This is a genomic window from Stenotrophobium rhamnosiphilum (genome assembly GCF_003052265.1).
GTDB lineage: Bacteria > Pseudomonadota > Gammaproteobacteria > Nevskiales > Nevskiaceae > Stenotrophobium > Stenotrophobium rhamnosiphilum.
Map to the genome: position 1 here is coordinate 768,701 of NZ_QANS01000002.1, position 21,622 is coordinate 790,322.

Below are 21,622 nucleotides of genomic sequence, written 5' to 3' on the forward strand. Positions count from 1 at the left end.
AAGGTACAAAGGGAGAGGTTGAGCGCGCACCTACCGTAAGATAGGAATATGGGTAGGTGCCGCTGCGAGTAACGTCTGATTCCTAGACGAAAACGTAGGGACAACCCGAAGCTATAGGCTCAATTGCTTGACGGGTAATGCATCGTTTTCGATGCGTTCGATGCACAGCGGCGTTTTGGCCGCGATCCATTCCTTGGATAGGGAGAATTCTTCCGGACGATTGACTGCGTCCATCGCAATCAATCGCTGGCCTTTCAAATAGAAGGCTGCAAAGGAACGATCCTCGAGCTTTCCTCGTACGAGAATTTGATCGTGGCCGCCAACAACGCCTGCGCTTTGCAGCTTGATGTCGTATTGGTCTGACCAAAACCAGGGAACATGCTTAAGCGGTTTTAACTTTCCACAAATCGCCGCGGCGGCGGTTCGGCCTTGTTCGATAGCGCTGGGCACGGACTGCAAGTGCATTTGAGTGTCGTAGAAACTCGAACGATGCTCGGAGCAATCTCCTGCCGCATAAATATCCAGCGCTGACGTTCTACAGAAATCATCCGTGACGATTCCCTTGTTGCAGACAATGCCGGCATTCAAGGCAAGATCGATATTGGGTTCCATTCCAACCGCGACGATGACCACGTCTGCGGGATAGCTTTTCCCGTCGTTACAGAAAACTCGAGCGCCTGTTCCGTCTGGCTCGATATGGGTTGCGCTGGTTTCGCAATGAACCTCAACGCCATTCTTTCGATGAAGATCGCAATAGAATCCTGCGACCAATGCTCCGGTAATACGCGATAGCAACTGCGGTGCAGCTTCCAGAATCGTGACTTCAAGGCCAATCTGACGAGCAACTGCAGCAACCTCCAGACCGATGTAACCACCACCAATCAAAACCATGCGCGCACCGGGTTGCATGGAACGGCGGATTCCATTTACATCCGCCATCGTCCTCAAATAGTGAACCTGCGGCAGATCGACGCCAGGAATATTGAGCTTTCTTGGGCGACCGCCCGTTGCGATGACCAGATGATCGAAGCCAAGCGACTGGCCATCCGAAAAGTCGACGACATGATCCGACACGCGCAGCTTATCCGCCGTCACGCCGGTACGAATGTCGATATCCAAGTCCAGGAAAAACGAACGTGGCCGCAGCAGAAGTTTTTCCTCGGGGATTAATCCGGCGAGGAAGTTCTTGCACAAGGGAGGACGGTTATACGGAAGGCAGGGCTCATCCCCGACCATCACGATGCGCCCCACATAACCTTCATTGCGCAAATTTACCGCAGCCTGAAACGCTGCCTGTCCCGCCCCGATAATTGCAGCCAATTGTTCGCTCATAGCTCGGGATGGTTACAGAGTCTTAAAAATGCAGCACCTATCGATGGATAGGAACTTGCGGGACACCTCACTCAAAGTTTGATCCCATGCTCCCGAGTCGCGCGAAGCAAGGCCGTTCGATTGCCGACATCAAATTTTTCATACAGATTGTGCAAATACCACTTCACGGTTCCTTCGGTGATAAAGCAACGCTGCGCGAGCTGGGCATTGCTCAGCCCTTCATTCAGCAAAGCAAGGATTTGCCGCTCACGCTTGTTGAACACAATCGCGAGTGCATTCGGGGCACCGGGATTGCTCGGCGTCTCTGACAGCGATATGAGTTGCTTCGCCAGAGAAATCGCCGGTCGGCCTGCCGCACTGCCCAGATTTAGCCATCGCTCGATCATGTCCATGACGACTTTCCCTTCGTCCAGAAATGTTCTGAGATAGCCTTCAACGCTGCCAATTTCGAGCGCTTCGCCCAGCGCCTTCATTGACGCCTTATCGTTGCAGCACAGATCCTCTGCAAGTGCCAACAAAAGGAGCGCTTCGCATAGCCGGTTCTGACGCTCCTGAATTCGCAGACAAGCGATGAGATCAATGATGATTCCACGCGCCAAACTACCCTCGCCGTCAGCAATCGCAATGCGAGCGTTCAACAGCTGCCTGGTCGTCTTCGAAAAACAACCTTCGTTGATTGACTGCAATAGCGGCTTGGCTTGGTTCGGCGCGCCACTTCTAATTAACAACAGCACGCGTTCAACCCGAAGCGTTGAATAAAGCCGCTGAAAATCGCGCTGCTGTGCAATCAGTTCGCCTTCAGAAAGCATGTCCAATGCCGTGCCATAGTCGCCGTTAGCAACACGCTCTCTCACCGCTGCTGCGTATCCCACGTTAACCGCATCGACCGCACCTTGATCCGACAATAAGGGCAATGCCTCGGCGAGGATCTCTCTCACTCGATCCAACTCATTACGCTCGTAGCGAAGAAATGCTTCCTGGGCTTTCAGCAGCGTTCTCAAACTGCCAAATCCTTGCGAGCTTGGGCAGCGAAGCAGGCCTGCATCGATCTGAGCAAGCGCCGCGCGGAAACGTCCGGATTGAATCAGCACCATCGCACCCACGACATGCGCCCATCCGATGCCGTAACTCGACTGCGCAGTATTGAAACCATAGATCGCATCACGCAGCGCAACTTGTGCACGGTCGAACTCTGCCGTGAATTTGAGTCCGAACGCGAACACCGTGGACGCCACACCCATCTCAAAGGAATGGCGGCCTTCGTTGCTCTGTACCCATTGTTGAGCGAGCGCTCGGCTGGTTGAGAAATCGTCACGCAAGGCGGCGATCACCGCGCGCTGCAAGGGCAATGCATCTCGCAACTTCGAATTGGACGAAAGCTCAATCCGATCCAGCCTCGCTTCAGCCACAGAAAATTGACGCTGGAATATGAGGCCCCATGCCGCAATCGAATCAATTTCCGGATCGAGCATCTTTACCGCGCTTTCCCATCGCTCGATCAGGTCGAGCAAGGTTTGATGTTGCCCGGTGCGGAATAGGAAATTGAATCCCAGTTGCTTGATCCAATTTCCTGACAGTTCCGCGAGATCAGGGCCGGCTTCCAAAGCCAAACTGACTGCGGCAGCGGCTTGGCCGTTGTCCCATTTCCACTGGGCAGCGTCGCGCAGAATTTCTGTCTTCGTTCGAAATTCATGATCAAGAAGAACTCTGGAAGACACTTCTCTGATCAACGCGTGCAAGCAAACAATCGAGGAATCTTCAGGATCACGATTCTGGATCAATCCAAGCGCGCGGAATCGCAGAATCGCGATCTCTACTTTCGACTCCGGCGGATTGAGTGACATCAGCAGGGAGATCGGCGCGTTTCCGATACAGGACAAGGTCCACAACACTTCCTTGTCATCAGCTGAGAGTGTTTGAATGAATTTCTTGTAAATGAAATCACGCAGAGGCGTTGATCCCGGCGCGTCTCTTGCGATCAACTCATCATTGAATTCAATCGGAGCAACCAACGCGATCTGCGTCAGTGCAGGCCAACCTTCTGTCACTCGGTATAGCGAGTCCAGTTGCGAATCATTGAGAACACGGCCGCGCAGCCAGGAGAGTTCACGTACTTCATCACGCGTCATCGCAAGATCTGTAGCCTGGACCCAAGTGACTTTTCCTTCACCCGCAAGTCGGCCGAGGCCCAGTTCGATATCGAAGGGTTGCATTGTCAGGCAGATCGACAGTTTGCTGGAGGTCAGCGTCAACAGTCGCTCGAGATAGAGTCGGGCACTACGCTCCGCAATCGTATGAACATCATCAAGAACCAAATAGCAGCGTGACTCGGCGCTAGCCAGATGCGTGCAGAGGCTATCGAATCGCTCGGATCGTCCTGCTGCGCCGTCGATGCCCGCTTCCTCGTTGCGAGGAACATCAGCACCTACGGCTTCGAGAACCTTGTCCAAAAATGCAATCGGATCTCCACACGATTTATCCAAGGACAACCAACTGCAACGGCCTTCTTGTCGATGTCGCGACAACCACAACTCGGCGAGTACGCTCTTTCCATATCCAGAGGGTCCTTCAATCACAAAGATCGGCAGGCCAACATCCAACGCCAACAAGCGCTCGCGATGAACGAGCAGACGCTTTGCCTCTGTTAAAGGGCGCTTTAATGTTCTGTCGAGATTCGGACGAGCTTTCATTCTGTTTATGAGCTTCCTGCCACATTAACTAATCTGAAAAGTTTTCCGCTGAGGAAATCATTCTGCTGCCGGGATATCACGCCGACTGAAGATTCCGATCATCGGCGTGCCATGCGCACGCATAACGTGCTCAATCCTTCGGTGCAATTGGCGATAGCGATAAAACGGAACGCGAGGAAACAGGTGATGAACGGAGTGCAAGTCTTGGCCCAGCCAGAACCATTGCATTGGCTGCATCCACACAGGCATTAACAAGCTGTTGGTATTGCGGTAGCGCGCAGTCTCCTCATAAGCATGGTGAGGTCTGTAGGCAAACCAGTAGGCGGTGAAGAAGGCGCCCGCGAAGTAGCCAGCCACGAGTAGCAGCACACTATATTCACGCGTACAAACGACGAGGAAGAGCGCGCGCCAGCTCAGCGCAAATGTCACCTCTGCCATAAAGGTTAAGCGCTCACGAAGCGGCGCCGTCTTCCAATAACCATGAAACAAGAATGTGTTTTGAACCCACAAAAATCCGAGCCCATGCCAAATGAACGCCAGAAACCCGTGACGCATGCCACTGACTACGTAGTCGGGATCCTTGTCGGGCTGATTGGTGTATCGGTGGTGAGTGAAATGCTCCACGGTGTGGGTGGAGAACGGCACCATGATCAGCGGCGCAACCAGATATCCGCATAGCTTGTTGAGCCATTGGAGGTGTTGGCGCCCGCCATGGATATTTCCGTGTGCCGCCTCGTGTAGGGGCGTATAAGACATATACGTCAGTACCGCGTAGGCCAGAATACTGACCCACAAGGGAGTTACGCCGATTGCGAACATCCACAGATTTGCAACGAATGCGATCAGCACGAACAATGTCAGCGCAACTGTCGGCCAAGCCAGCTCCTCGGTGTATTCTTTAGATATCGCAATCGCGTCTTTGTTTAACGAACCCAAGTCGTTCTGCATGGCCCACCACTCCTATTCGAAACAGCACTGCGGACACATTAGACTTACGTCCAAGCACTTAGCAGAGCATTGGCGGCCTACCGCCCAGCATTTGCGGCCAACCGACTGATTCATCAAACCCGAAGCCAAGGCATGACTACAGAAGCCGTGTTCCAGCATCCAGTGGCCATTAGTCAAGTGATGGTCAACTTCGCTGCGCGCTATGGCGTTGACACTGCTACCTGTTTGCTCGGCACTGGCATCACGGAAAACCAACTACGTGACGCCGACGCTTTGATCGCGCGTGATCAAGAAATGCGCTTGGTCGAAAACCTGATTCTGGCCTTGCCACAGGTGCAAGCACCTGGCTTTGAACTCGGCCTGCAGTACGACGTCGCTACCTTCGGTATTTTTGGTTTCGTCATGCGTATGAGTCGGAATCTACGAGAAGCGTTTGAAAGTGCTTTACGTTATCTGCCGCTGAGTACTGCCTACTGCAAATTTTCAATGCTCTCGAATGAACAAGACTTTGGCCTGATCGTCGATCCGAGCTCAATTCCACAACACCTACGTCAATTCTTGCTAGAACGTGACATGGCTACTGCGATCAACCTTTTTCATGAATTGGGTCTGCACGGAGTACGCGTGCATCGACTGGAGTTTCAGAGCAAAGCGCCCAACCATGCTGATCGTATCCGCGAGCTTTGCGAAATTGCGCCGCACTATGGCTGCAGGAACAATGCAATTATTCTGAAGCGCGAAGTCGCCGACGCAAAAATGCCTATGTACGATGCGCACTTAGTGCGTCTTCTAGAGGAGCAGTGCCGCATTCAACTGGCACGCCGACAGGTATCCGGCGTCACTGGGCAAGTACGTCAACTCTTGCTGGGACCACTTGGCTTTGTTTCCTCGCTGGAGGATGTCGCAGAAAAAATGGCGATGGCGCCACGCAGCCTGCGTCGTCGCTTAGATGAAGAAGGCAACAGTTTTCGCGATCTAGTCGAAGCAGAGCGCAAACAAATTGCGATCCAGTTGTTAGAAGGTACCGAGATGAAACTCGACGAGATGGCACTGCAACTGGGTTACGGTGACACAGCGAGCTTCACCCGCGCATTCCGCCGATGGTTTGGGTGCCCGCCCAGCGAATATCGAAAATCACTGCGCAATGGATCGGCCAGCTAATTGCAGCGCGACAAAGCAATGGCTCAGATACGCCGAAACCTCTCACGCTGAAATCTTCAGCGTGAGAGGCGAAAACTCTTAAATTTTCTAAGCAGCTTTTTCAACGACCTGCGGACGGTGATATCGCGCCATCAGGGCTTCGCGTTTTTCTGGCTGTAGATTCGCTTTGCTTAAGTCGCCGTTGTAGTGCGCCACTACGCGGCGATCCATCAACATGAACCACAGTGCTGGAAAGTAAGTAACCGGAACCAATGCGGTGTAACCACTCGGCAACTGCGGTGCTTCTTCAAAGTGCCGCAGTGACTGATAGCGGCGCGTGCCGTGAGCGTGGTGATCCGAGTGGCGCTGAAGCTGGTAGAGCAGCAGATTGGTGACGGTGTTGTTGCTGTTCCAGGAGTGACGTGGCTCGCAGCGTTCGTAGCGACCATCGGCTTGCTTCTGACGCATCAGGCCGTAGTGCTCGAGATAGTTCACCGATTCCAACACTGTTGCACCGTAGAACGCCTGCACTACTAAGAACAGCAATGCGATAGGACCCAGAACCAGACTGATCGCGCCGAAGAAAACCACCGTCATCGACCAAGCCTGCAAGTTGTGATTCTGCAAGCTCCACACACTCTTGCCTTCACGTTCGAGGCGAACTTTCTCAAGCTCCCATGCGGAGGTGAAGCTGCCGATCATTGTGCGTGGCAAAAAGCTCCAGAAGGATTCGCCCATACGTGAACTTGCTGGATCTTCTGGCGTAGCAACACGCACATGGTGTCCGCGATTGTGTTCGACAAAGAAGTGACCGTAAGCCACCGGTGCCAGCGTGATCTTGGCGAACCAGCGTTCCACGTTTTCTTTCTTGTGGCCGAGTTCATGTGCGGTGTTAATGCCGACGCCATTGACCAAACCAACAGTGAAGATCAGCCCGAGCATTTCTGCCCAATTGAGTCCGCCATTGACGGCCATCCATGCGCCAAGAATGGTTGCAATGAATTGCAGCGGTATATAAGCGTACGTAACGTAGCGGTAGTAGCGATCTTCTTCCAACTTCGCCACTGCTGATTCAGGCGGGTTGGCTTTGTCATCGCCCACAAAGTAGTCGGCAAGTGGAACGATGCCGTAAAAGAACATCGGTCCAAACCACCAGAACAGACCCAGTCCGGTGAGGCTGACGAGGCCCCAAGCAATAAAAGGCATTAGCGGAATCAGCAGGCCCATCGCCCAAAGCGAACGCTTGCCATCCACCCAATCCGTCGATTTGATCGTTGTAGTAGTCATTTGAAGTCTCCAGTCTTGGCAGGAGATTCCTGCCTTTCATTTGGTGAGTTCATATTGGGCGGGGCCGGGACTGGGGACTTGTCTTTTTCCGCAAACGTGTTGTCATATCCCGACATGAGCAATCTCTATCTGCCAGCGCGCTACTACGCAATGCTCGGAAATCGACTAACCGAGTTGGGCGTTGATGTGCCCGCGTTGCTGCGCGAGGCACAGATCAAACCGGAAGCGCTGCTTGCTGCCGATGGCCAACTGACGGCGGAGCAAGTCGACTCCATGGTGAGTCTTGCCGCGCTGCGCACACAGCGCAGTGATCTGGGTTTTGAACTCGGTCGCGTTATCAAACTCAGCGCACACGACATTCTTGGCTACGCGATGCTCAGTGCGCCAACCTTGGATGCGGCGCTACGTTTAGTCGCGCGTTACTTCAGTTTGATCACGCCGACATACCTGATGCAGTACCGCAGTCATGCGACTCACGCGGAGATGAACGTGCGCCCCGCCCTGCCAATCACGGCGCAGGTATTGGCATTTCATCAAGAGACAATTGCGGTGGCGTACTACGAAACAGTGAAGACGCTGCTTGCAGGCGCGCCCGCATCCTGTTCGATTTATTTGTCGATTGATCCGCCGCCACACGTTGATCGTTATCGCGAGTTGAGCGCTGCCACTATTCACTTCAGCCAAACCGGATTGCCCGGTGCGCGCATCGTGTTCGACAAAGCGTTGGTCGATCGACCGCTGGTGATGGCCGATCAAAACACCGTGAAGATGGCTGAAGCGCGTTGCGCAGAGATGCTCAACAACATCGTCAATCGCTCAAGCCTCAGCGAGTGGACTTACATGATGCTGCGCCAAGCAGCGGATGGTCAGCCGACACTGGAAGAACTCGCCAGCATTCTCAATCTATCGCCGAGAACTCTGGAGCGAAGATTGTTTTTGCAAGGCAGCAAGTTTCGCGACATCGCCAATAAAGCGCGTCATGAAACGGCGTGTGCGTTGATCAAATCAGGGCGGCTCAATATCACGCAGATTGCTTATCACTTGGGCTATACCGACGCGGCTAACTTCACGCGTGCGTTCCGGCGTGAGGCTGGTGTGTCACCGAATGAGTTTCGGCAGAAGCAGCAGAGCGATAGTAGCCAAACCTAAATTCGTCATGCCCGCGAAGGCGGGCATCCAGTTGTCTTCTCACTTGCTGAAAGAGCTAAAACTGGATTCCCGCCTTCGCGGGAATGATATAGGTGCTTTTAAATAACCTGCTGTCCAGTTGTCTTCGGATCAATCAAAATCTTCGCGTGCTTCTCAGGATCACCCAGCGCATCAAACGCAGCTGCCACACCCGCCAAACCGACGGTGCCAGTGATTAACGGATCAGCGTTAACCTTACCCTCAGCCAACATTTGCAAGGCGTCGCGATATTCCAGTGGCGTGTAGCCAATCACAAACCGCATGTCGATTTCTTTGTTGATACCCATGCTCGGCTCAATCATGTCGGACTGCATACACACACCGACCACAATCACGCGCGACATCAGCGGCGCGCCATCCAGAATCGTCTGCAAGATTCCGGGCACACCGACGCATTCAAAAATCACTGGGCGCTTCGGCTGAATGCCCAACGCTTCAATCAAACGCCAGCTCTGCCACCAAGGCACGGGCAGCTTGCCAAGCTTCTCACGCGTGTCGAGTGCGAGTTCCAGCAACTGCGGCGCGCTGCCGATAAAGCCGTAGTCCTGCCAATTTTTATAAGGCGAGTTTTCTTTGGGGTCGACCACCACATCTGCACCGCAACGCTTGGCAAGTTCGCGTCGGCCTTTGGAGAAATCACTGGCGACCACGGTCTTCACACCCTTGGCCTTGAGCATGCTGATCACGCCAAGACCTACCGGCCCGCAGCCGATAACGATTGCCACATCACCTTTCTTGATCTCGCTGCGATTGACAGCATGCAGTGCAACCGCCATCGGCTCGGTCAGCGCAGCACGATCAGGGCTGAGACCATTCGGCACCGGCACAATCAAGGTCTCTTCAACCAGAACCTGTTCGGCGTAAGCGCCGGGAGCAAACGGTGACAGGCCCGTGAGATCGACGTGCTGACCGTTGCGTATAAGCGGCACTGCGCAAACCACCGTGCCCGTTTTGATCTTGCGTGAAGTGTTTTGCCCGTGCTCAACAACTTCACCGCAAAACTCATGTCCGAAAACGATTTCGTCGCTGCTGCCGCCAATACGCTCATAACCCACGCGTTTGGTCAGCGCACGCATATGGTCGCAGTGATGACGCAGATGCAGATCAGAACCACAGATGCCGCAACGAAGAACATTCAGCAGCACCTGCCCTTTCGCAGGCTGAAGCGCGGCGCGCTCATCCACACGTAATTCTGCATTCTGGCAAACGACGGCTTTCATACTGTTCTCCTGATGATTTCTTACTTTATTTCTTTTGGAGCTGGAAATCCGCGGCGATGTCACGCATGCCATCTTCAAGACGGACGCGCGGCTGATAGCCCAGAACGCGCTGAGCCTTGGCGATCGAGTAACGATTCTTGCGCATCAAGAAGCGCGTTGCCGCAGCGCTGGCGGGGAATCGCGATCCAAACAACCGCCACAAACGCACACTGATCGCGATCAATGCAAAAACAATCGGCGCTGGCAGCGTCGGAATACTGCGCTTGCCCGCCATCTTTGCAACGTGGCCGAAGAATTCACTACAAGACGTCGCAACACCATCGCTAATCGTGAAAGCTTCACCACCGACATTTTTCTCCAACGCGAGAAAAACACCGTCGAGCAGATTATCGACATGGACTTGATTGATCACGCCACGCCCGCCATTCGGCAGCATGAATAAACCGCGACGAATCAAATCCAGCGGACGCAGAATCCACGGAACACTGCCACTGCCATAAACGTCTCCGGGGCGAATAACGATCACGCGCATACCCAGCGGATTATCGAATTCCATCGCAACGCGTTCGCTACGCAGTTTGGTTTCGTTATAGATATTGGCGGCGCCATCGAATGGACCGTCCTCAGAAACATCCTGCGGATAGTCGAAGCCGTAAACCATCACTGACGACAGCTGCACGAACTGACGCACGCCGGCTTTACTTGAAACCGTCGCCACAGTGCGTGTGCCTTCAATATTCACCCGCTCATAGAGTTCACGTGGGCCGTCTTCTTCGACGACGGCTGCAGTGTGGAAAACGATATCGGCGCCGTTAACGGTGCGGTGTATCGCTTCGCTATCGTTGACGCTACCCACAATAACTTCAGCGCCCACAGCACGAGCACGCTCAGCAGCGACTGGCGAGAGATCGAGTCCACGCACCGTCCAGCCAAGCTCGCGTGCGCGCTCTGCCATCCGCAAGCCAATAAACCCACCGATACCTGTAATTGCAATGACCGTCATTGTTTTGGGTTCCTGAAAATACTTTTATGGGTTCATCAAACGCTGCGCGCCGCCGATGACAGCATCGAATAGTTGCAGCAGTTCGTCGGTGAGTTCTGCAACGGTTGGCGGATGATCGACCGTGAGCCATTCGGACATCAGTTCATTCACCGCGCCAATCATCGCCACACCCGGCAAGTGATAGTTGCGCACTGGCAGCACGCCACTCTTTGCAAGTTGATTGGCATAGCCTTCGACCACCTGCGCAAATTCATGAATCACTGCACGACGACGACGTGCCATGTCTTCACTGACGCCGACGACTTCAATGCAAGCGATGCGCGCATGGCGAGGATCATCGGTATACGCATGCACAAACGCGCTGATCGCATTGGCAATGCGTTGTTGCGGCGTTAGCTTCTGATTCTGCAGCGCCGCAATCACGACGACGCGTGTCTTACTGATGACGCCTTCATACACCGCCACCAACAAATCTTCGCGACTGCTGAACTCTTCGTAGAAATGACGCGTAGTGACCTTGGCCTGCGTGCACAGCAATTCGATCTGAGTACGGTGATAACCGCGGCTAGCGAACAAGTCGAGGCCGGTGGCGATCAGACGCTCACGGCGCTCCAGTCTTAATTCTTCTGCGCTACGCCCACCGTAGCCACGGCGTTCACGCGGGGCAGCTCGCGGCTTGGGTGCCGGGGCGGCTGTCCGTTTGCGCTGGGCGGTGGCCTTTTTGGCTTTCGTTTTAGGGCTTGGCATGCTTGCAGTCTAATCAGAAAAGATATATTTTCCAAATTATCTATTACCTGTAAAGGCCGCAGAACCATGTCCGTCATTCGCAAAAGCTCGCACTTTGAAGGCACCCGCCTAGCCGCCCGCCCCCTGGAGCGCGTTGAAAATGTCCGCGAGGCATCGAAAGATTTTCGTCGCGAGCTATTGAGTCAATCCAAGGTCACGTATTACCGCTCCTTCGAATTGGTGCGCGTGCCCTACCCGACCAAGTTCGGTTATCTCAATGCTTGGAAATCGTTCTCGCCGCTGCTGCATTTGTGCAATCGCTTATTCGTGATTCAGTTCAACAGCCCAGAAGGCATCAAGACGATGCTGGCCTCTCCGTCAGATTGGGAGAACGCACGCGAGACGCCGTTCTTCCGACAGCTGGCAGATTCAGCAGGCCCCTTCGCTTCGATTGGCGAAAACCTGATCTCCAAGAAAACCAATACGGTTCTGCAATGCCTTGCAGAAATTGGGCTCGATCCTTCGCAGGTTGATTACCTCACCTACGACCATCTGCACACTCAGAACGTCACGCGTTGGCTCGGTGCCAATGGCCAACCTGCAATCTTCCCGAACGCAAAACTGCTGATCACACGCGAAGAGTGGGAGTCGACCAAGTCGCTAATCCCTTGGCATAACCAGTGGTACTGCCCAGGCGGCATTGCGGGCGTTGATGAATCGAAGCTGATCTTCATCGAAGACGATATTTTCCTCGGCGAAGGCGTTGCGCTCGTACGTACCAAGGGCCACACCGAAGGCAATCACTCCATCGTTGCTTCGACCGATGACGGCATCTTTGTTACCAGCGAAAACGGCGTGTCGCTTGACGCCTACGCGCCGAAGAACTCCAAGGTTCCGGGCGTCGCTGACTTTGCACGCGTCACCGGTGCAGAAGTTGTTCTGAACGGCAACACCGCTGAATACGCGATCGACCAGTACATTTCGATGGTGCAGGAAAAAGAAATCGCAGGACCTTCACGTCGTATCGAAGGCTATCCGAATGTGGCGCCAAGTTCTGAATCGCACGGCTACTGGCTGTTCCCACGCACTAGCCCAACGGTGCTCGTTGGCGACCTGAGTTACGGCACCTTGTACAAAGCACCAATCGTTTCGGCACGTCGCGCAGCTTAAATATAAATAAACGAGAGCGGGGCCTATGAGCCCCGCTCCGCACAAGCGAGGAGAGAATGAGCAAGGCCACATTGCTGTGCCTGCCGTTGGCAGTGCTGATGATTTCAGCCTGCAGCCGCAGTGAATCACCCACATCTCAAGCGCACGGCATCGCAGCATTGCGTGCAGAGTGCCCTGCAGATATCAGCGCACCCATTACTGTCCAAGGCTTGGGCAGTCGCGCCGTCATTCAACGCAATCCTTTGCGCATCCGATATGAAGATGCGTCCGGCACAGCAGTGCTACAACAAGTTGCGAACACGCTGCCCTCACCTTACCTGCCAGTGAATGTGCCAGAGCCCGGCGCAGGCAATGACATGTTTCCGGATCAGGCGCTGTATTCACCGTTTACTTTCGAAGTTGGCGGCGCAGTGAACGTGCAATTTCCAGCTGCACCTTGGCAAGGCAATCTCTTGCTGGCCGGTGATGCGGGCATTCAATACGCGGCGACGAGCGTCACTCAAGCTAGTTGTAATGGCAACACTGCAACACTCACAGTTGCGACCAATGATCCAACGGGTCGCACACTCACGCTTACGCTGCAGCCGGACGAGAGTGGTTTACAAGCGCTGCAAGTCCGCGCAACGCTGACGCCATCGACTGGCGTTGTCGCTATCGCAGATAGTTTTGACTCCGGCACTGACGAAGAATTCTTCGGCTTTGGTGGACGCCACAATTCTCTATCGCAACGCGGTCGCACTTTTCCGAATTGGGTGACGCAAGAGAATTTTGGCGCAGGCCCGTTGCAGCCAGGTGTTGATGTCATTCCCGGTATTGGCGGTGCAACGTATCAATTCCCCAATGGCGAAACCGCTGCTTACTATCCGCAAGCCTTGTTCTATTCATCGCGCCCTTATGGATTTCTGCTGGAGAACAGCGAGTTGGCGCGCTTTAAGCTGGCCTACAGTGCGCGGCCAGATGCATGGCAGGTTTCTGCAGCGTCATCAGAGCTGCGTTATGTCGTTGCTCCGGGCAACGTTCAGCAGAAAATCAAAACGCTGACCGGCATCAACGGCCGCCATCGTGTGCCGCCGGCTTGGGCACTGGGACCCACTTTATTGCGTGGCGTAAAAGTTTTATCGGCAGACGCAGATACAGCCGAGACCTACACCGCCAAGGTCAATGCTGATCTTGATCGCATTGAAAAAGACCAGCTGCCGATCACCTCGTATTCAATTGAAGGCTGGGATTTCATCTCGCGCGATCAGCTTGCAGGCATCGTGTCGCGCATCCGTGCCAAGCAATATCACCCGATGATGTACATCCGCGCCTATTCAGCGCGCGATGCAGCGAACACTGAGAACCCTCAATACTTCACTGAAGCATTGACCAATGGTTATTGCGGCAAAGTGCCATTGCTCAACGTCTGTTATGTCTTCGGCTCGCCGTTTATTACAGGCGTAGCGCTGGCGATTGATTACACAAATCCCGCGGCTGTAAGTTGGTGGAGTGATCGCATTCGCTTGATGCTCGATCTTGGCGCCGACGGCTTCATGCAGGACTTCGGCGAGAGCGTGATGACCGACATGGTCTTTGCGAATGGCGAGACGGGCTTGACGATGCACAACAAGTATCCGGCGATCTATCACGCCACAACGCGCGCTGTGCTAGACCAATATCAGTCTGAGCATCCGGATCGCGCCAAGACTGCAGGTGGCGCGTTCTATTTCTTTAATCGCTCGGGCTACTCTGGTCGCACTGGCTCAGCTGCACATGAGAACGCCAACTTTCCCGGAGACAACATGACGGACTGGAGCCGCTCTAACGGTCTGGCCTCATCAATCACCGACATGCTCAATCGTGGCGTCGGCGGCGCTTATGGCTACACCACGGATATCGGTGGTTATCTGGATCAACTCACTGGCGCACCGACTAAAGAATTATTTATTCGTTGGTCGCAGTTAGCAGCGCTCACACCAATCTTCCGCGTACACAACTCATCAACCAATGGGCCACGCATGCCCTGGAACTACGACGCTGAAACTCAAACCATCTGGACGCAGATGGCGCAGTTGCACATCAAAGCCAAACCGCTAATTTTGAAATTGTGGGCCGAAGCGCAAACCACCGGCATACCGGTAACGCGCCCGTTATGGTTGGTGTATCCGGATGATCGCGAGGGCTACACGCAAGATCAGCAATTCTTGCTCGGCAATGATGTCCTCGTTGCGCCGGTCGTGACACAAGGTGCAACATCGCGCGATGTGTATTTCCCTAAGGGCTGCTGGCGGCAGCCGGACACGGGTGCGTCATTTAGTGGCCCGGCACATATCAATGTCAGCGCGCCCATCAGTTCGCTGCCTTACTTCTTCCGTTGCGGTTCCAAACCGTTCTAAAACAAATAGGGCTCATGACGATGGATACACTTTACGAATTGATTGGCGGAAATCCATCGCCCTATTCGCGCAAGTTGCGCGCAGTGATGCGCTATCGCCGTATCCCACACATCTGGCGATTAACCCGCCCGAAGATGTCGCCTGAAATTGACGCAATCAAACCGAAGTTGATTCCGATCCTGCGTTTTCCAGATGGCACTTACCGCATCGACTCCACACCCCTTGCACACGAACTCGAAGCACGCCACAGCGAGCGCTCGATCATTCCGCCGGATGCTGCTGATGCATTCGTCTGCCATCTGATTGAAGACTATGCCGATGAATGGGGCACCAAATGGATGTTCCATCATCGCTGGAAAGAAGACGTGACCGCAGCTTGGGCCGCAAACTGGATTGCACAAGACTCACTGCCGACGCCACAAGATGCACAGGGACAAGCCTTCGCAAAATTCTTCCATGATCGTCAGCGCAGCCGTATGGCACTGGTGGGCAGTACACCCGCAACTGCTGAGCTGATTGAAAGCAGTTACATCAAGATGCTGCATATTCTTGGCGCCAAACTTGGCGGCGAACACTATCTTTTCGGCACGCGCCCTTCACTCGCAGACTTCGCGCTCTTCGGCCAACTCGCACAGCTCTCGACCGATCCATGGCCACTCACGATTCTTCGCAAAGAAGCGCCGATACTCGAAGGCTGGGTGATGGTGCTTGATGATGCGTCTGGCGTTGAAGGCGAATGGCAACCACAAGCTGCATGGGCCGCAGAAACACGCAAGGCCTTACTTGCACGTATCGGCGCCGAGTACCTGCCCTTTCTGCACGCCAATGCGACGGCCCTTAAAGCTGGCGAGAAAGAAGTCCGCGTTGCAATTGAAGGCCACACTTACACGCAAGACGCCTTTGCCTATCAAGGCAAGTGCTACGTTGAAATCCTGCGCCGCTGGCAGGCGCTGCCCGCAGCCGCACGCGCCCAACTTGAACCTTTACTGGCAGAAACAGGCTGTTTACCGTGGCTTAAGGTGGCCAACTGATCTAGCGCTGGATCAGCATGGGAAATGCACCCCAATAAACAAGCTTTTCCTCCAAAGCTGGTGCATGCTTAAGGCAGCAGCAAATAAATGTCGGCGTTAGACCGACATATTTCAATCCTTTGGAGGAGTTCCCATGTACCACGACAGAACCCGTGCGGGCGGGCGTCATTCCGTATTCAGTATCACTTTGCGTATCGCGCTGACTGCCCTTTGCGGCGTCGTGCTTCTATCTTGCTCTCGCAGCTCGCCTGTTAGCGGCAACAGCAATGTCACGGGCAGCAGCGGGCCGGTGAATGGCGACGCGATTCATGTGTTGTCCAACCGCGCAGATCTCATCAACGGTGGCGATGCACTGGTGCAAGTCACTCTGCCTGCTGGCGTAGCCGCTTCTGCGGTAAAGATGGATCTCAACGGCAAAAATATTACTTCGCAGTTTTCTACCGATGACAGCGGCAATTACATGGGCTTGGTCAGCGGGCTCAAGCTCGGCGGCAATATGATCACTGCCAAATTCCCTGATGGCAGCAGCAGTTCGTATTCGATTGTGAATCACCCACAAGGCGGTCCAGTCATTTCAGGTCCGCAGTTGCAGCCTTGGACTTGCCGCAACGCAGCGGCGACCGACGCGCAGTGCAACCAGCCGGTGGAATACAGCTATCTGTACAAATCCACGGATTCGACAAAAGCGGGGCTGCAACCCTACGACCCTGCGAGTCCTGCAAGTGATGTCGCCGACACCACAACGCAGAACGGCGTTACGGTTCCGTTTATCGTGCGCGTTGAAACTGGCTATCAAGATCGTGACCAATACAAGATTGCCGTGTTGTATCAGCCCGATGAATCATGGAGTGCGACCAAACCGCAACCACAATTCAATCACAAGCTGGTGATCAACCATGGCTTTAGCTGTGGAGTGGAGTATCAGTCTGGCAACGCGCCCACCGTAGCACCCGGTGACGGCACAGCGATCCCCGTTGTTGGTGGCAACATCCCCATAGGCTTACCAATCGAAGTGTTGGTCGACGCGACTAAAAATGCGCTCAGCCAAGGCTTTGCCGTGATGTCGACGGCACTCAACAACAGCGGACACAACTGCAATGTTGCTGTGCAAGCTGAGTCGATGATCATGGCCAAAGAGCGCGTGATCGAACAGTACGGCACGCTGCGCTACACCATCGGCCAAGGCTGCTCCGGTGGCTCACTCGCGATGCAGTGGGTAGCCAATGCGTATCCCGGCATCTATCAAGGCATTCTGCCGACCTGCTCTTTCCCAGATGCATGGAGCGTTGCAACGCAGTTTGCGGACTACCATCTGACGCTCGCTTATTTTCTCGATCCATCAAAATGGGGATCAGGTGTCGCTTGGTTGCCAACACAGATGGCGGATGTGCAAGGCCACGTCACCATCGTTAACTCCATCGTCAGCGACAACGCACAATTTCATGTTGTGGTGCCAACTGACCCTTGTGCAGGCATCAGCGATGCACAGCGCTACGATCCGATGACTAATCCAAGTGGTGTGCGCTGCTCGGTGATTGATGCAGCGATCAATCTGTTTGGTCCACGTCCATCATCAGTTTGGAGTCCCAACGAGAAAGCATTGGGTCGCGGCTTCGGCGGTCTCGCCGTTGACAACGTCGGCGTTCAATACGGTTTAGGCGCGCTACAGAAGGGCACCATTCTGGTGGATCAATTTATCGATCTCAACACCAAGATCGGCGGCCTCGATGTGGATATCAAACCCATCCCCACACGCACCGCTGCGGATGAACCTGCGTTGAGCAATGCGTATCGCACTGGCTTGATCAACGAAACCAACAATCTGAATCGCACCGCGATCATTGATTGCCGCGGACCCGATCCAGCTGCATTCCATGATTCCTATCGCGCGTTTGCGGTTCGCGCACGACTGGATCGCGAACATGGCAATCACGACAATCAAGTGATCTGGGAAGGGCCGATCCTGATCATGGGCGACAACGAATGCGCCAAGAACAGTTTTGTTGCGATGGATCGTTGGCTCTCAGAGGTTGAGAAAGATGTCAGCCCCACCCCACTCGCTCAAAAAATCGTTGCGAAGAAACCCGCCGATATCAAAGACGCTTGCTTTGATGGCGTTGGCCAAAAACTCACCGATGGTTTGTGCCCAGATCTCGTTGTGCCGGTCTATGGCACGCCACGTATGGTTGCAGGCGATGCGATCAGTACTGACACCAACAAGTGCCAACTGAAACCATTGGTTCGCAGCGACTACACCGGCCTCGCCAGTCTCAATGATGCGCAGTGGTCGCAGATGCAAAAGCTATATCCGGAAGGCGTTTGCGACTACAGCAAGCCCGGCGTGAGCCAACAAGGCACCATTCCTTGGCAGACGTATCAGAAGCCGAACGGCAAAGTAATTTACGGCGGCACACCGTTACCTACGATTCCTGCGAACTCTGCAGCGGGCTGGGCAGCACCTGCTTTTTCTGGATATCCGTCGTTAAAATAATTGACGCAAGAAAAACAAAAGAGCGCCTGATAAAAATCAGGCGCTCTTTTTTATTGGCTGCTGATAATTGCGCTTAGCGATGATCGTCAGCTTGTGCATCTCTTAGCAGGCTATCGAACTCGATGTTGATCGCTCTAACCGACAAATAAATTTCACGCAGCGAAACAACTAACGATGCCATCATGAACAGCAGCGCACCCGCAAATGCGAAGCGAGCTGTCAGCTGGCTATCAAGAAACAGTGCAAACAAACACGTCGTGCAAAACAACAGACTGGTCACGCCCATCGCCTGCGTATGTCGAACCAGTGAAAGTCGCTCACGCAAACTCTCTACCTGTCGTAACAATCGAATATCGGGTTTGGTGCGGTACTGCAAAACCAATCCGCGTGACGCGCTCGTCAACCCCAGAAAGCGATTCGTATAGGCCAGCATCAGCAAGGAAATAGCTGGGAAAAGTAATCCGGGGGCGTTGTAGTTTAGTAGTTCCATCTTCGTTTCTACGGGTCCAGTTCGGCGCATTATCGCGCATCGCCCCTTGATTTTGCTGGCTAAAGCCATCAGGACAGAGCAGAAAAAACTATTCCATCGCCTCTCAATAAAGAAGATGATCGACGCCAAGCTGGATCGCAATCAATCAGGTAGGTTAAGGATGACAAGCGTTACCTTGAATGGAAAAGTCGCAATCGTTACTGGTGCCAACTCCGGCATCGGTCGCATCACCGCTCGTGAACTGGCCTTAAACGGCTATCACGTTTTTCTGGCCTGCAGATCTATCGAACGCGGTCAGGCGGTGGTCGATGCGATAGCGGCGCTCAGTGGCAATAGCGCCAAAGCGGAAGTGCTCTCTCTGGATCTTGGCGATTTCAATTCGGTTCGCCAGTGCGCAGCGTCATTTCTAGCGCGTGATCTTCCTCTACATCTGTTAGTCGAGAATGCCGGCATTGCCGGAAACAAGGGGCGCACCGCTTCTGGTTTTGAAATGACGTTTGGCGTCTGCCACATGGGCCATTTCCTACTGACGCAACTATTACTTGATCGCATCAAAACTTCTGCACCCGCACGCATTGTCGTCGTTGCCAGCGAAGCACACCGAGATCCTAAAGCTATTGATTTCAGCAAGCTGAAAGACAACACCAAGACACTCACCGGTTTTCCCGAATACGGCGTCGCCAAACTCTCCAACGTGCTTTTTGCCAGTGAACTTGCTCGCCGCCTCAAAGGCACGGGTGTGACGACTTATTCACTGCATCCAGGCGTTGTTGCCACCAACGTTTGGCGCGCCGTGCCATGGCCGATTGATCGCTTGATGAAGTACTTCATGATCAGCGACGAAGAAGGCGCAGCTACAACGCTCTATTGCGCCTTGTCTCCGGACGTCGCCGAAGAAACTGGTCTGTTTTACGAAGAGTGCAAACTGCGAGAACCGTCTGCCTTGGCAAAAGACACCGTGCTTGCCGCTCGCCTGTGGAAAGAAAGCGAGAGTTGGATTCAGTAGCCGTCGAATGCTTGATTGAAACGATAAAGCCCACTTGCGTGGGCTTTATCGTCTACAGATCAAATGAACCGGATCGTTGTACGCAAATTATTTTGCCAACGCCTTCTTTCTATCGATTTCGGTGGTGACAAACTTCACCCAGTTCTTTGCGGACTCTGCCGTGCTCGGATTCTTCGCCGCAGCTTCAAACACTTCACGTGCCTGTTCAAGCTTGCCGGCGTTATACAGCGCATTACCGAGCTGCACCTGAATCTCGGCTGGCTTGTTGACGTTCTTAGCCTTCAGCGCTGATCGAAGTGCGTCTGCTGCCTCGGGCCATTTATCAAGCTGGAAATAAGCCTGCGCCAGATAAACGAAGTGCTTGGATTCGCCCGTCATTTCGCTGAGTTTCTTCAGCACTGGAATCTGACGATCGTATTCCTTCGCCATCACCAAGGCCTGCGCATACAGCTGTAGCGTTTCAGCATTCACCTTAATAATTTTGGCCGTCATGCCTTTCGCAAGCAGTCGCACTGCTGGATACGGAATCTCATAAACCATGTACAAGCGCGCCAGATTGAGATAATCGCCCTCGCTCTTGAGCAGTCCTGCGCGATAAGCACCGTGCAGAATATTCATCTGCTCTTGCTGTTTTTCCAATAGACCGTTCATACCGGCCAGCTGCTGCCAATACGATCCGTTTTCGGGATACAGCGAAACCAGAATTTCGAGAACTTTTGCAGACTTCACATACTGCTTCTTCTCGTAATAAACGGCGCGCAGCAAAGCGAGCCAGTTTTCTTTCGGCGTAATACCCTGCGTCTTCGCAATGGTGAGTGCTTCGATCAGATTACGTTCAGTTTCTGCGTAATTCTTTTTCTGGTAATTCGCCTGAGCCAGCAACACGTAGCTATCAGGTGATGGCGAAGTCATCACCGACATCCACTTCTTAACGACTGCAATCGCTTTGTCGTATTCCTCAATGATGAAGTAGAGCTGTCCAAGCGTTTGCAGACCCGCGTTCTTCAAGCCTTCTGGCAGATCTTTCTGCTGCAAGACATTGATGTACGCATTGATGGCAGCACGCATATCGCCCTTGGTGTAGTACGTCGCGCCGTACATATTCCATAGCGAGGCTTTTTCGTAATCGTTGAGTTTTTCGTAACCGGCTTTAATGCTGTCGAGCGTCGACAGTGCACCGTTGTAGTCTTTGGCTTCGAAAGCCTTCTGTGCGGCATCCATCTTTTTATAGACTTCTGCGCGGATCACCTGCGTTTGGCGAGTCTGCGGTTTAACAGGTTTGGGTTTATCAGCAGCAAACGTTTGGGTCGCAGACAGCGACACCAACGCCACGCACAACACAACTGCGAGAGAGCGAAGGATGCGCATGGCTACTTCTTTTCCATCTTGAATGAGATCAAGTGCTGAACATGGGGCACCGATACCGGCTTGCCATTCTCAACACGCGGCTTGTATTTGAATTTCAGAACAGCACGCTTGGCGGCTTCGTTGAAGACGTTTGGTGGCTGGGCTTCGATGACGACGG

Annotated in this window: 17 protein-coding genes; 7 read left to right on the forward strand and 10 right to left on the reverse strand. The window is 53.8% G+C overall.

Going from position 1 to position 21,622, the window contains the following annotated elements; all coding sequences use genetic code 11:
* Nucleotides 1–111: 111 nt before the first annotated feature.
* The 3 genes from CJD38_RS07505 to CJD38_RS07515 form a co-directional block, all read right to left on the reverse strand.
* Nucleotides 112–1,332 (reverse strand): NAD(P)/FAD-dependent oxidoreductase, encoded by a 1,221-nt coding sequence (locus CJD38_RS07505; RefSeq protein ID WP_107939672.1) that lies wholly within the window; start codon nt 1,330–1,332, stop codon nt 112–114.
* Between the two features lie 71 nt (nt 1,333–1,403).
* On the reverse strand, nt 1,404–4,022 hold the full coding sequence (locus tag CJD38_RS07510) for a helix-turn-helix transcriptional regulator (protein ID WP_107939673.1): 2,619 nt from the start codon (nt 4,020–4,022) through the stop codon (nt 1,404–1,406).
* Nucleotides 4,023–4,079: 57 nt separating this feature from the next.
* Nucleotides 4,080–4,970 carry a fatty acid desaturase family protein gene (locus CJD38_RS07515; RefSeq protein ID WP_107939674.1) on the reverse strand — a complete coding sequence of 297 codons (891 nt, stop codon included), beginning with the start codon at nt 4,968–4,970 and terminating at the stop codon, nt 4,080–4,082.
* 132 nt (nt 4,971–5,102) lie between these two features.
* Between CJD38_RS07515 and CJD38_RS07520 the strand changes: the two genes are divergently transcribed.
* Entirely contained in the window at nt 5,103–6,131 is a 1,029-nt protein-coding gene (locus CJD38_RS07520) for an AraC family transcriptional regulator (protein ID WP_107939675.1), read from the forward strand.
* 87 nt (nt 6,132–6,218) lie between these two features.
* Here the strand turns inward: CJD38_RS07520 and CJD38_RS07525 are convergent, their stop codons facing one another.
* The gene (locus CJD38_RS07525; RefSeq protein ID WP_107939676.1) at nt 6,219–7,397 is read right to left on the reverse strand and encodes an alkane 1-monooxygenase; all 1,179 of its coding nucleotides are present in this window, start codon (nt 7,395–7,397) and stop codon (nt 6,219–6,221) included.
* A 78-nt stretch (nt 7,398–7,475) separates the two neighbouring features.
* Here CJD38_RS07525 and CJD38_RS07530 point away from each other — a divergent pair, with 78 nt between their 5' ends.
* On the forward strand, nt 7,476–8,546 hold the full coding sequence (locus CJD38_RS07530) for an AraC family transcriptional regulator (protein WP_146165946.1): 1,071 nt from the start codon (nt 7,476–7,478) through the stop codon (nt 8,544–8,546).
* A gap of 98 nt (nt 8,547–8,644) precedes the next feature.
* Here the strand turns inward: CJD38_RS07530 and CJD38_RS07535 are convergent, their stop codons facing one another.
* From CJD38_RS07535 to CJD38_RS07545, 3 genes are read right to left on the reverse strand one after another with little or no spacing between them, the layout of a single operon-like run.
* Nucleotides 8,645–9,805 carry a zinc-binding dehydrogenase gene (locus tag CJD38_RS07535; protein ID WP_107939678.1) on the reverse strand — a complete coding sequence of 387 codons (1,161 nt, stop codon included), beginning with the start codon at nt 9,803–9,805 and terminating at the stop codon, nt 8,645–8,647.
* Between the two features lie 25 nt (nt 9,806–9,830).
* Nucleotides 9,831–10,808 carry an NAD-dependent epimerase/dehydratase family protein gene (locus tag CJD38_RS07540; RefSeq protein ID WP_107939679.1) on the reverse strand — a complete coding sequence of 326 codons (978 nt, stop codon included), beginning with the start codon at nt 10,806–10,808 and terminating at the stop codon, nt 9,831–9,833.
* Between the two features lie 24 nt (nt 10,809–10,832).
* Nucleotides 10,833–11,555 (reverse strand): TetR/AcrR family transcriptional regulator, encoded by a 723-nt coding sequence (locus tag CJD38_RS07545; protein ID WP_107939680.1) that lies wholly within the window; start codon nt 11,553–11,555, stop codon nt 10,833–10,835.
* A 66-nt stretch (nt 11,556–11,621) separates the two neighbouring features.
* On the opposite strand from CJD38_RS07545, the gene CJD38_RS07550 reads away from it, so the two are divergent.
* The 4 genes from CJD38_RS07550 (at nt 11,622) to CJD38_RS07565 (ending at nt 18,601) form a co-directional block, all read left to right on the forward strand.
* The gene (locus tag CJD38_RS07550) at nt 11,622–12,704 is read left to right on the forward strand and encodes an MBL fold metallo-hydrolase (RefSeq protein WP_107939681.1); all 1,083 of its coding nucleotides are present in this window, start codon (nt 11,622–11,624) and stop codon (nt 12,702–12,704) included.
* Between the two features lie 56 nt (nt 12,705–12,760).
* Nucleotides 12,761–15,079 carry a TIM-barrel domain-containing protein gene (locus CJD38_RS07555; RefSeq protein WP_107939682.1) on the forward strand — a complete coding sequence of 773 codons (2,319 nt, stop codon included), beginning with the start codon at nt 12,761–12,763 and terminating at the stop codon, nt 15,077–15,079.
* A 20-nt stretch (nt 15,080–15,099) separates the two neighbouring features.
* Complete coding sequence (locus tag CJD38_RS07560; RefSeq protein WP_161554183.1) at nt 15,100–16,110, forward strand: glutathione S-transferase C-terminal domain-containing protein; 1,011 nt, start codon at nt 15,100–15,102, stop codon at nt 16,108–16,110.
* A 133-nt stretch (nt 16,111–16,243) separates the two neighbouring features.
* On the forward strand, nt 16,244–18,601 hold the full coding sequence (locus CJD38_RS07565; protein WP_107939684.1) for a DUF6351 family protein: 2,358 nt from the start codon (nt 16,244–16,246) through the stop codon (nt 18,599–18,601).
* A 73-nt stretch (nt 18,602–18,674) separates the two neighbouring features.
* Here CJD38_RS07565 and CJD38_RS07570 read toward each other — a convergent pair whose 3' ends face one another.
* Nucleotides 18,675–19,091 (reverse strand): DUF2721 domain-containing protein, encoded by a 417-nt coding sequence (locus tag CJD38_RS07570; protein ID WP_107939685.1) that lies wholly within the window; start codon nt 19,089–19,091, stop codon nt 18,675–18,677.
* 160 nt (nt 19,092–19,251) lie between these two features.
* On the opposite strand from CJD38_RS07570, the gene CJD38_RS07575 reads away from it, so the two are divergent.
* On the forward strand, nt 19,252–20,097 hold the full coding sequence (locus CJD38_RS07575; RefSeq protein ID WP_107939686.1) for an SDR family oxidoreductase: 846 nt from the start codon (nt 19,252–19,254) through the stop codon (nt 20,095–20,097).
* Nucleotides 20,098–20,184: 87 nt separating this feature from the next.
* Here CJD38_RS07575 and CJD38_RS07580 read toward each other — a convergent pair whose 3' ends face one another.
* Nucleotides 20,185–21,465 carry a tetratricopeptide repeat protein gene (locus CJD38_RS07580; protein ID WP_107939687.1) on the reverse strand — a complete coding sequence of 427 codons (1,281 nt, stop codon included), beginning with the start codon at nt 21,463–21,465 and terminating at the stop codon, nt 20,185–20,187.
* Nucleotides 21,466–21,467: 2 nt separating this feature from the next.
* Nucleotides 21,468–21,614 carry an energy transducer TonB gene (locus CJD38_RS18900; protein WP_366511321.1) on the reverse strand — a complete coding sequence of 49 codons (147 nt, stop codon included), beginning with the start codon at nt 21,612–21,614 and terminating at the stop codon, nt 21,468–21,470.
* Between the last annotated feature and the right edge of the window lie 8 nt (nt 21,615–21,622).

Excerpts from the sequence above, each read along its gene's own strand:
- CJD38_RS07520 (WP_107939675.1), top strand. The coding sequence starts at position 5,103 with ATGACTACAGAAGCCGTGTTCCAGCATCCAGTGGCCATTAGTCAAGTG.
- CJD38_RS07565 (WP_107939684.1), top strand. The coding sequence starts at position 16,244 with ATGTACCACGACAGAACCCGTGCGGGCGGGCGTCATTCCGTATTCAGT.
- CJD38_RS07580 (WP_107939687.1), bottom strand. The coding sequence starts at position 21,465 with ATGCGCATCCTTCGCTCTCTCGCAGTTGTGTTGTGCGTGGCGTTGGTG.
- CJD38_RS07505 (WP_107939672.1), bottom strand. The coding sequence starts at position 1,332 with ATGAGCGAACAATTGGCTGCAATTATCGGGGCGGGACAGGCAGCGTTT.
- CJD38_RS07550 (WP_107939681.1), top strand. The coding sequence starts at position 11,622 with ATGTCCGTCATTCGCAAAAGCTCGCACTTTGAAGGCACCCGCCTAGCC.
- CJD38_RS07535 (WP_107939678.1), bottom strand. The coding sequence starts at position 9,805 with ATGAAAGCCGTCGTTTGCCAGAATGCAGAATTACGTGTGGATGAGCGC.
- CJD38_RS07525 (WP_107939676.1), bottom strand. The coding sequence starts at position 7,397 with ATGACTACTACAACGATCAAATCGACGGATTGGGTGGATGGCAAGCGT.
- CJD38_RS07570 (WP_107939685.1), bottom strand. The coding sequence starts at position 19,091 with ATGGAACTACTAAACTACAACGCCCCCGGATTACTTTTCCCAGCTATT.
- CJD38_RS07560 (WP_161554183.1), top strand. The coding sequence starts at position 15,100 with ATGGATACACTTTACGAATTGATTGGCGGAAATCCATCGCCCTATTCG.
- CJD38_RS07545 (WP_107939680.1), bottom strand. The coding sequence starts at position 11,555 with ATGCCAAGCCCTAAAACGAAAGCCAAAAAGGCCACCGCCCAGCGCAAA.
- CJD38_RS07540 (WP_107939679.1), bottom strand. The coding sequence starts at position 10,808 with ATGACGGTCATTGCAATTACAGGTATCGGTGGGTTTATTGGCTTGCGG.
- CJD38_RS07515 (WP_107939674.1), bottom strand. The coding sequence starts at position 4,970 with ATGCAGAACGACTTGGGTTCGTTAAACAAAGACGCGATTGCGATATCT.
- CJD38_RS07510 (WP_107939673.1), bottom strand. The coding sequence starts at position 4,022 with ATGAAAGCTCGTCCGAATCTCGACAGAACATTAAAGCGCCCTTTAACA.
- CJD38_RS07555 (WP_107939682.1), top strand. The coding sequence starts at position 12,761 with ATGAGCAAGGCCACATTGCTGTGCCTGCCGTTGGCAGTGCTGATGATT.
- CJD38_RS07575 (WP_107939686.1), top strand. The coding sequence starts at position 19,252 with ATGACAAGCGTTACCTTGAATGGAAAAGTCGCAATCGTTACTGGTGCC.